Annotated in this window: 8 protein-coding genes and 1 pseudogene; 3 read left to right on the top strand and 6 right to left on the bottom strand. The window is 73.1% G+C overall.

The window, feature by feature from the left end; genetic code table 11:
- Positions 1–316: 316 nt before the first annotated feature.
- Entirely contained in the window at positions 317–1,600 is a 1,284-nt protein-coding gene (locus tag AB0C29_RS28460; protein WP_360826231.1) for a PP2C family protein-serine/threonine phosphatase, read from the bottom strand.
- Positions 1,601–1,637: 37 nt separating this feature from the next.
- Positions 1,638–2,045 carry an SRPBCC family protein gene (locus AB0C29_RS28455; RefSeq protein ID WP_360826228.1) on the bottom strand — a complete coding sequence of 136 codons (408 nt, stop codon included), beginning with the start codon at positions 2,043–2,045 and terminating at the stop codon, positions 1,638–1,640.
- Positions 2,046–2,051: 6 nt separating this feature from the next.
- Between AB0C29_RS28455 and AB0C29_RS28450 the strand changes: the two are divergent.
- Positions 2,052–2,330, top strand: a pseudogene (locus tag AB0C29_RS28450) (STAS domain-containing protein); the annotation flags it as partial.
- Here the strand turns inward: AB0C29_RS28450 and AB0C29_RS28445 are convergent.
- Positions 2,289–3,353, bottom strand: a complete 1,065-nt coding sequence (locus tag AB0C29_RS28445) for a sigma-70 family RNA polymerase sigma factor (RefSeq protein ID WP_360826225.1) — start codon at positions 3,351–3,353, stop codon at positions 2,289–2,291. The pseudogene AB0C29_RS28450 and the gene AB0C29_RS28445 overlap by 42 nt on opposite strands.
- A 92-nt stretch (positions 3,354–3,445) precedes the next feature.
- Here AB0C29_RS28445 and AB0C29_RS28440 point away from each other — a divergent pair, with 92 nt between their 5' ends.
- Complete coding sequence (locus AB0C29_RS28440) at positions 3,446–4,249, top strand: alpha/beta hydrolase (RefSeq protein WP_360826222.1); 804 nt, start codon at positions 3,446–3,448, stop codon at positions 4,247–4,249.
- A gap of 8 nt (positions 4,250–4,257) precedes the next feature.
- Here AB0C29_RS28440 and AB0C29_RS28435 read toward each other — a convergent pair whose 3' ends face one another.
- Complete coding sequence (locus AB0C29_RS28435; protein WP_360826218.1) at positions 4,258–4,479, bottom strand: hypothetical protein; 222 nt, start codon at positions 4,477–4,479, stop codon at positions 4,258–4,260.
- Between the two features lie 67 nt (positions 4,480–4,546).
- Positions 4,547–5,131 (bottom strand): hypothetical protein, encoded by a 585-nt coding sequence (locus tag AB0C29_RS28430; RefSeq protein ID WP_360826215.1) that lies wholly within the window; start codon positions 5,129–5,131, stop codon positions 4,547–4,549.
- On the opposite strand from AB0C29_RS28430, the gene AB0C29_RS28425 reads away from it, so the two are divergent.
- Positions 5,106–5,606 carry a CGNR zinc finger domain-containing protein gene (locus tag AB0C29_RS28425; protein ID WP_360826212.1) on the top strand — a complete coding sequence of 167 codons (501 nt, stop codon included), beginning with the start codon at positions 5,106–5,108 and terminating at the stop codon, positions 5,604–5,606. The genes AB0C29_RS28430 and AB0C29_RS28425 overlap by 26 nt on opposite strands.
- Before the next feature lie 2 nt (positions 5,607–5,608).
- On the opposite strand, the gene AB0C29_RS28420 is transcribed toward AB0C29_RS28425, so the two are convergent.
- A partial coding sequence (locus AB0C29_RS28420) for an ABC transporter permease (RefSeq protein WP_360826210.1) occupies positions 5,609–6,316 on the bottom strand: 708 nt, incomplete at its 5' end.

Raw genomic sequence — 6,316 nt, 5'->3', positions numbered from 1 at the left:
GCGATGCCACGACCGTCGTCCGCTTCGCGGTCACCCTGCCCGCCTGATCGCGCCGGCGTCGCGGACGGCGGGCTACGAGGCGCTGGTGGCGCAGCCGGAGGGCCGGCGTTCGTCGCGGCGATGACGGGGGCCCCGGCACTCGCGCACCGGGGCCCAGGGCCTACGGATCAGAACACCAGCTGCCGGCGGTGCCGCCGGGCCGGGGCGTTCGCGTCTTTGTCGTCTGCGTCTTTGTCGTTCCTCGCTGTTGACCAGAGAAACGTTAACCGACGACTCCGAGAAAGTCTAGGTGGCCGCATCGAGGTTTTCTGGTTCTTCACCCGAAGGGTGGGTCGTCGGACGCGGGGCCGCTGGCGCGCCGCGGGTCGGCGCCGGCATCGGCACTGCGGGTGTCGCCGTGGCCGCCGTGCCAGTCCAGGACCAGCATGCAGGCGTCGTCGGGCAGGGTGCCGGTGGAGCCGGCAACCGCCAGGACCAGGTCGCCCAGCACCCGGACCAGCTCTCTGGGGTGCAGGTCGCAGAGGTCGTGCAACCGCCCGGGCAGGTCCAGCGCCGCGGCGCCGCGTTCCAGCATCCCGTCGGTGAGCAGGACCAGGCGGTCTCCGGGTCGCAGCTCGAGCTGGGTGGCCTCGAAGGGCCGCCGGCCCCGCACGCCGAACGGCCGGTTGACCGGCAACCCGACAGGCTGCGCGACACCGTCGCGGACCAGCAGCGGAGCCGGGTGCCCGGCGTTCACGACAGCGAGGGATCCGGTCCGCAGGTCCAGCCGGCCGAGGATGCCGGTGACGAAGAGCGACCGGTCGGAGGCGTTTCCGACAAGAGCCTGGTTCGCGGCCTCGGCCTGCTCGAGCAGGGTGCTGCCGCGACGACGGGCGTTACGGAGCCCACCCACACAGAGGGTGGCCGTCAGCGCGCTGTGCACGCCGTGCCCCACGGCGTCGGTGATGCTCAGGTGCAGCAGGTCGCGGGCCAGGCTGTAGTCGAAAGTGTCCCCGCCGATGCTCGCGGCCGGCTCCAGCCAGGCTGCCAGGGTGAACGAGTCGGCCTCACAGGTGAACGACGACGGCAGCAGGCGCCGCTGGATCTCGGCGGCCAGGGTGAACGGTGTGGTGCGCTGGCCCCACTCGAACAGGTCGGTGTGCCGGCGATTGGCGATCACCACAAAAGCCAGGGTGTGCGCGGCCCGCGACACCCGCTGCACGATCTCCTCGGACGGCGCGGTGGACAGGGCGATCTCCAGCAGGCCGATCGCCTCCCCGCGCTGGGTGACCGGCGCCCGCACCACGCACTGGTCGCCGGACTGCTCGACGAGCGCCCGCTGAGCGCGCAACGCCTGCTCCTGCGGGCCACCGTCGAACGGCAGGACCAGTGCGACGTCCTCGTCCTGGCGGCGCTCACCCGACACGGCACCGACCGGCAGGTGGACCAGGCGCACCAGGGCCCGGCCGCTCATGTCGGCCACCAGGAACGACACCCACACCGCGTCGAGGCGCATCCCGATCTTGCGGGTCACCGCCCGGACGGCATCGACCGGAGCAGCCTTCTCCACGGCGAGCAGTACATCGTTGAGATCCATACCGCTCGTCTCCCTGGTGGTCACGGGACGGAGCATAGACGCGCCGCCCCACGCCCAGCGGTCAGTGCACCAGACGCCGCAGCGCCCACCACGCCATCGGCAGATAACCCGCGACCGCGGGCGCGAAGCCGACGACGGTGAGGCCGGTCCGCGTACCCGTGGCGGTGGCCTGGACGGTGTGCAGCAGGGTGAGCTTCACCCCGGCGGCCGACGCCGTCCACGACCAGGTCCGCACCGGACCCGCGGCGTCGACCCCGATGACCTGGAAGGGCACCGGCAGACCGGCGGGCCCGCGCACGACGCCGGTGGTGCCGGGCGCGAGCACCTCTCCCGGGTAGTCGACCGAACGGATCTGGGGTGACCACTCCGGCCACCGTTGCGGGCGCACGTAACGGTCCCAGACGTCGTCGGTGGCGCGCGGGCCGTCGACGGTGATCTCACGGCGCAGGGCCGGCCAGGCGAATCTCACCCACCCATGGTGCGGCACGGCGGGCGATTCGCGGCCCGGCCAGCGATGAGTTCCCGGGCCGGCGCCGGTCTTATCACCATGGCCGCCCATTTCTCCGTCGGCATGACGGTCACCCGCGCGGACGTGCCCGACCTGTGTGCCGGCCTGGCCGACCTGCTGCGGGGCCGTCCCGGCAGCGTCGTGATCTGCGACGTGGCCGGCGTGGAGCGGCCCGACGTGGTGACGGTCGACGCGCTGGCCCGGCTACGCCTGACCGCCCGGCGGCACGGGTGCGAGCTCATCGTCGGCGGCGCCGGCGCGGAGCTGTCCCGGCTGCTGCGGCTGGTCGGCCTGACCGACGTCCTGCCCCAGGTGGGACGGGAGACCGAACAGCGGGAACAGGCGGGCGGTGTCGAGGAAGTTGGTGACGGCCGTGATCCGCCCGGCTGAGATCTCCAGCACGATCAGCGCCCAGGGGTCGTGACCCGTGCCGCCGGCGCTGCGGCGGTACTGACCGAAGGCGGGCATGCCGTTGGCCGTCACCGGCACCAGGCGGGAGCCCCGGCAACCGCTGCCCGTGCCGGCCATCCAGGCGGTGATGTCGGCGGTGCCGCGGAACCACAACGGCAGCGGCGGCATGGACAGGGTCGCGTCGTCGTGCAGCAGAGCCGTCAGCGCCGTCAGGTCGTACGCCTCGAACGCGCTCACGTACCGTGCGAGCAGCGCCTTCTGCTCGTCGTCGAGCGGGGTGCGCGGGTCGGCGGTGGTGTCCGCGGCCGCGATGGTGGCCCGGGCCCGTTGCAGCGCGCTGGTGACACTGGCCACCGAGGTGTCGAGCAGCTCGGCCACCTCCTGCGCCGACCAGGCCAGCACCTCCCGCAGGATCAGCACGGCCCGCTGCCGCGGCGGGAGGTGCTGCAGCGCGGCGATGAACGCCAGCCGGACCGATTCCCGCTCGGCGACCACGGCGGCCGGGTCGGCGCCCTCGGGCAGCAACCGGCTGTCCGGCACCGGCCCGACCCAGATCTCGTCCGGGCGCGGCTCGCCGGGATCGGTGGACCGGCCCGACCCGGCCGGCCCGAGATCCATCGGGCGCACCCGGCGCTGGGCGCTGTCCAGCATCGTCAGGCAGACGTTCGTCGCGATCCGGTACAGCCAAGACCGCAGCGCCGCCCGGCCCTCGAAACGGTCGAAGCCGCGCCAGGCCCGGACCAGCGTGTCCTGCACGGCGTCCTCGGCCTCGAACGCGGACCCGAGCATCCGGTAGCAGTAGCCGGTCAGCTCGGGCCGGTAGGCCTCCAGCCGCTGCTCGATCGCCACATCTTCCACCGGCTCAACTTAGCGGGCCGGTGAGCGATTAGTTCGCGCCGCTCGCCCGGTCTACCCCCCGTCACCTCAGCACCGGACACCAGGGAGTCACCATGACCGGCACCGGCCAGTACGCCGACGTCAACGGCATCAACCTCTACTACGAGTCGTACGGGACCGGCGAGCCGCTGATCCTGCTGCACGGCGGCCTCGGCTCGGGTGAGATGTTCGGGCCGATCCTGCCCGTGCTCGCCGACCACCACCGGGTCATCACCGTCGACCTGCAGGGCCACGGCCGGACTGCCGACATCGACCGGCCGCTCGACGTACGCCTGATGGCCGGCGACGTCGCCGCCCTCATCGACCACCTCGGGCTGGACCGGCCCGACGTCGTCGGCTACTCGCTCGGCGGCGGAGTGGCCTACCAGGTCGCGTTCCAGTTCCCGGAGAAGGTCGGGCGCCTGGTCGCGGCGTCGGCGAACATCCGCCGCGACGCGATCTACCCCGAGATGCTGCAGCAGCAGGGCCAGGTGAGCGCCGCGGCGGCGGAGTTCATGAAGGAGACCCCGATGTACGAGCTCTACCAGCGGGTGGCCCCGCGCCCGGAGGACTTCCCGCGGCTGCTCGACAAGATCGGCGTGGCGATGGCCCGGGACTTCGACTTCACCGAGGAGGTCCGGGGCCTGCGGGTGCCGACGCTGGTGGTGGCGGCCGACGCCGACATGGCCCCGCCGAGCCACTTCGTCGAGGTCTTCGGCCTGCTCGACGGCGGTCTGCGCGACGGCGGCTGGATGGGCGAGTCCCGGCCCGAGGGCGGGCACGCGCTGGCCCTGCTGCCCGGCCTCACCCACTACAACCTGTTCCTGTCGCCGCTGTTCGCCGCGGTCACCCTGGCCTTCCTCGACCAGAAGGAGTGAGCCCGGGGTCAGTCGCCGGGGACGGAGCGGGGCGGCGCCTCCCCGGCCCCGGACCGCAGGAGGTCCTCTATGGCCGACACCTCCCGCAGGTCCGCCTGCCGCTCCCGCTCGTCGGCGGCGCGATCCCGGGCCCCGTGGCTCGCGTTGCGTTGCTCCTCGAGGCGGTCCAGCCGGCGCTCGCGGTCGTCGAGGCGAGCGGCGCGGGCCGCCTGCCGGGAGTTCGCGTCCATGACGGTGACTATCCCCCGGGCCCGCAGTCACCACCACACCCGCTCCGCCCGATGTCACCCGGCCGGGCTACAGCTTCGCCAGGAACGGACAGATGAGCGCGGCCACTTCGTCCACCGCGGACTCCAGCAGGAAGTGGCCGCCGTCGAGCAGGTGGATCTGAGCGCCGGGCAGGTCGGTGGCGAACGCCTCGGCACCGGCCGGGCCGAAGATCTCGTCACCGCGACCCCACACCGCCAGCAGCGGCACCTGGCCGGCGCGCAGGTACTCGTGCAGGCGCGGATACAGCGGCGGGTTGGTGGCGTAGTCGGCGAACAGGCTCACCTGGACGGCATCGTTGCCGGGACGCGACACCAGGGCGAAGTCGTGCAGCCAGGTCTCCGGGTCGACGAGGGTGGGATCCGCGACGCCGGTGAGGTACTGCCAGCGGATCGCCTCCAGGTTCAGCGCCCCGCGGACGGCGGCCTCGGTCTGCGGGGTCCGTTCCCGGTGGAAGTCCCACACGGTCGTCCAGAAGCTCTCGACGAAGCCGGCGTCGTACCCGTTGCCGTTCTGGGTGATGATCGCGGTGATCGCGGCCGGCCTCCCGGTAGAAGAGCCGGTGCCCGTCGACGGTCGCGTAGCGGTGATGGATCGCAGCCATGCGCTCCTCAACAGCGCTCCGATCGTCGACGGCACCGTGCAGGACGCGCTCGGCGACGACGAGTCCGCCCGCACCTGGCTCCGGGCGTACGCCCCGGACGTGCCGGTGACCGACCGCCAGTTGCTGCGCGAGGCTCGCGACCTGCTCCGGCCCGTCGTCCGCGGTGAGCAGCCGCCGGAGTCGCTCACCCCGTTGCTGGACGGCGTACGGCCCCGCCCGCAGATCTCCGGCACCGGCCTCAGCTGGACCCTCGACGTCGAGGGCGGACGAGCCGTCGTGGTGCGCGCCCTCCTGACCTGGGATGCAGTGGTCAGGACCAGTCCCGGGCGGCTGCGGCCGTGCACCAACGACGAGTGCGCGCTGTTCCTCATCGACCGGAGCAAGGCCAACAACGCCCGCTGGTGCTCGATGGCCACCTGTGGCAACAAGATGAAGGCCCGCCGGCACTACGAACGCTCGCGGCGTCCGCGGCCGGCGGGCAGCTGAGCTCAGGCGGCGGCCCGGGCCTCCGTCGGCGCCAGCCGGGCGGCCCGGATCGCGGGATACAGACCCGCCACCGCCCCGATCACCACGGTCGCGGCCACGCCGCCCAGCAGCACCCACACCGGGACCACCGTCGGCCACGCCTGCGTCGTCGCGTAGAGCGCGGTCACCGCGAATCCCAGCAGCACTCCCCCGGCCCCGCCGGCCAGCGACAGCAGCAGCGACTCGGCCACGAACTGCACCCGGATCTGCCCGCGGGTGGCTCCGAGCGAGCGGCGCAGGCCGATCTCCGCCCGGCGTTCCAGCACCGAGATCACCATCGTGTTGGCCACCCCGATCCCGCCGACGAGCAGCGCCACCGCCCCCAGCCCGAGCAGCAGCTGCGTGAAGGTGCGGTTGGTGGCCTGCCGGGCCTGCAGCGCGTCGGAGGGCCGGGAGACCTTGACCTCGTCCGGGTTCTCCGGGTTGGCCGTCGCCGCGAGCACGTCGCGCACCGCCGTGACCTGGGCGTCGTCGGACCGGGTGTAGACGGTCGTCGGGTGCCCGTCGAAACCCAGGTACGACGCCGCCGCGGGCCAGCCGACCAGGACCGCCGAGTCGAGTTCCGGCGCCAGCGGCACCGGCGCCAGCACCCCGGTGACGGTGAACCACCGTCCGCCCAGGTAGACCGACGGCACGGACCCCAGCCGCCGGGCCGCCGTGGCGCCCTGCAC

The sequence above is a fragment of the Actinoplanes sp. NPDC048791 genome (assembly GCF_040650095.1).
Classification (GTDB): domain Bacteria; phylum Actinomycetota; class Actinomycetes; order Mycobacteriales; family Micromonosporaceae; genus Actinoplanes.
The sequence above is the reverse complement of the archived record's forward strand: the minus strand, read 5'-3'. Positions and strand labels throughout refer to the sequence as shown.